The organism is Methanobrevibacter sp., from assembly GCF_045577275.1.
GTDB lineage: Archaea > Methanobacteriota > Methanobacteria > Methanobacteriales > Methanobacteriaceae > Methanobrevibacter.
This window is the reverse complement of the sequence record NZ_JAZNIB010000239.1, coordinates 1-2454: the sequence shown is the minus strand read 5'-3', so window position 1 is coordinate 2454 and position 2454 is coordinate 1. Positions and strand designations below refer to the sequence as shown.

The 2454-nt window shown below is 34.1% G+C and carries 3 protein-coding genes; all 3 read left to right on the top strand.

Features of this window, described 5'->3' with window-relative positions:
• The coding region (glmU, locus tag ACKI67_RS06760; protein WP_407462694.1) for a bifunctional sugar-1-phosphate nucleotidylyltransferase/acetyltransferase at positions 1–903 on the top strand (903 nt) is incomplete at its 5' end.
• A gap of 132 nt (positions 904–1035) precedes the next feature.
• The gene (locus ACKI67_RS06755; RefSeq protein ID WP_407462693.1) at positions 1036–1512 is read left to right on the top strand and encodes a gamma carbonic anhydrase family protein; all 477 of its coding nucleotides are present in this window, start codon (positions 1036–1038) and stop codon (positions 1510–1512) included.
• 166 nt (positions 1513–1678) lie between these two features.
• Positions 1679–2454, top strand: a 776-nt coding sequence (locus ACKI67_RS06750) for a pyridoxal phosphate-dependent aminotransferase (RefSeq protein ID WP_407462692.1), incomplete at its 3' end; no start/stop codon positions are given.

Here is a 2454-nt window from a genome sequence, read left to right as displayed (position 1 = left end):
GATCCAAGTGCATTCGGTGTAGTTGAATTGGATGGAGACAATATCATAAATATTGTTGAAAAACCTAAAAAAGGAGAAGCTCCAAGCAATTTAATCAACACAGGAATTTACATCTTCAACAAGGACATCTTTGATAAGATTGACAAGACAGAAGTTTCTCCAAGAGGAGAATATGAAATCACAGATTCTCTATCACTCCAAATAGCTGATGGAAAAGTGGTTAAAGGACATAAGACCACTAAAGAATGGATGGATATTGGAAAACCATGGGAACTTCTTGAAATCAACGAAGAGTTGCTTAATCATATTGAAGGAGAAATCAAAGGAACCGTTGAAGAGGGAGCCACCATTCATGGAGAAGTGTTTTTAGATGAAGGCAGCCTCATCCGTTCCGGAGTTTATATCAAAGGCCCTGTATACATTGGTAAAAACTGTGATATCGGACCTAACTCATATATTAGAGGAAACTCCTACTTTGGAGACAATGTCCACATCGGTAATGCTGTAGAGATTAAAAATTCAATCATTATGGAAAATACCAATGTAAGCCATTTAAGTTATGTTGGAGACTCCGTATTAGGTTCCAACTGCAATATTGCAGCAGGAACAAATATTGCCAATTTACGTTTTGACAATAAAACAGTTAAGACAACAATCAAAAACAAAAGAACAGACACTGGAAGACGTAAATTAGGTGCAATTGTAGGAGATTCTGTAAAGACTGGAATCAATTCAAGCTTAAGTCCAGGAGTAAAAATAGGAGTGAGAGCCACAATAGGATCTGGTGTTTTATTATATGAAGACTTAGGCTCCGATATGAGAGTTTTAGTAAAACAGGAACATATCATCCAAAACAAAAAGGAAACTGGACAAATCTCTCTTGAAGAAGTTGAAGAGAAATAAAGAAAATAAAATATTTCAAGAATGACACTTATTAATTTACAATTAATAAAACAACTATAAAAGAAATTTTTAAAATTAAAGATAATTAATTTAAAAAAATTAATTAAAAAAAAACTAAAAGAGGAGTATATTATGAAACTCAATGAACCCGTAAAAATATTCCCTGGTGCACAAGTAATTGGTGATGTTGAAATTGGTGAAAACTGTTCCATTTGGCATGGAGCAGTTATTCGAGGAGATGTAGGCCCTATAAGAATTGGTAAAAACTCCAACGTTCAAGACAACTGTGTTTTGCACACTTCAGCAAATCTAACACTTAAGATTGGAGATAATGTCTCTGTTGGACATGGTGCTGTAGTTCACGGTTGTGAAATTGGCGACAATGTTCTTATAGGAATGAATGCTACTGTATTGAATGGCGCTAAAATTGGCAAGAACTCAATTGTAGGTGCTGGGGCAGTAGTAAGTGAAAATAAGGAATTTCCAGAAAACAGCCTAATATTAGGAGTTCCTGGAAAACTCATTAAAGAGACTACACAAGAACAAAGAGACCATATTGCTTGGAATGCAGCACACTATGTTGAACTTGCAAATGAATACGATGACTAAATCATCGGATTTGAATGTAATGAATAGAATGAATAATTTCATCTATTCATCAACTTTTTTTAAAAATTATTAAAAAACAAATTTAAAGATTCACTAAATTATCATAATCATAAAACTGATTAAAAATACTAACTATTAAAATTTATTGCTAAAAGAAGGTAAAATAATGAAAGTACGTAGAGCAGTAGAAGAATTAGACCCTTATGTTCCTGGAAGATCCAAAGAGGAAATTGCACAGGAATTTGGAGTGAAAAAAGAAGATATCATCAAATTAGGATCTAATGAAAACCCATGGGGACCATCTCCAAAAGTAAAGGAAGCTATTGAAGCAGAACTTGCAAACATCAACAGATACCCTGAATCTGATTTGGAAGAGCTTAAAAAGGAATTTGCAAGATATTCACATGTCAAACCAGAACAGATCATTGTTGGTGGAGATGGAGCAGATGAGCTTATTGACACATTAGCAAAAACATTCATCGAACCAGGAGACGAATTTATAGTGCCTTTACCTTCTTATATGTATTATGAATTTTTATTCAAGCCATATGGAGCAATACCTAATTATGCTAAATGGAACTTAGAGACAAATACATTGGATTTGGACTCAGTTCTTAATGCAATCAATGAAAAGACAAAAATGCTATTCTTATGCACTCCGAATAACCCAACTGGAGCATTAATCAGTCAAGATGACTTGAGAGCAATCTTGGATAAGACCAACAAATCCAAAGGAGGAGTATGTGATGCAGTGGTTGTAATAGATGAAGCCTACTTTGAATACTCCGAAACAACTAATGTGAACCTTTTGGATGAATATGACAACATTTTCATACTTAGAACAATGTCTAAGGTAATGGGCCTTGCAGGTATGAGAATCGGTTATGGTATTTCAAGCAAGGAAATCATTGAATTCATGCACAGAATCAAACCTGTTTTCTC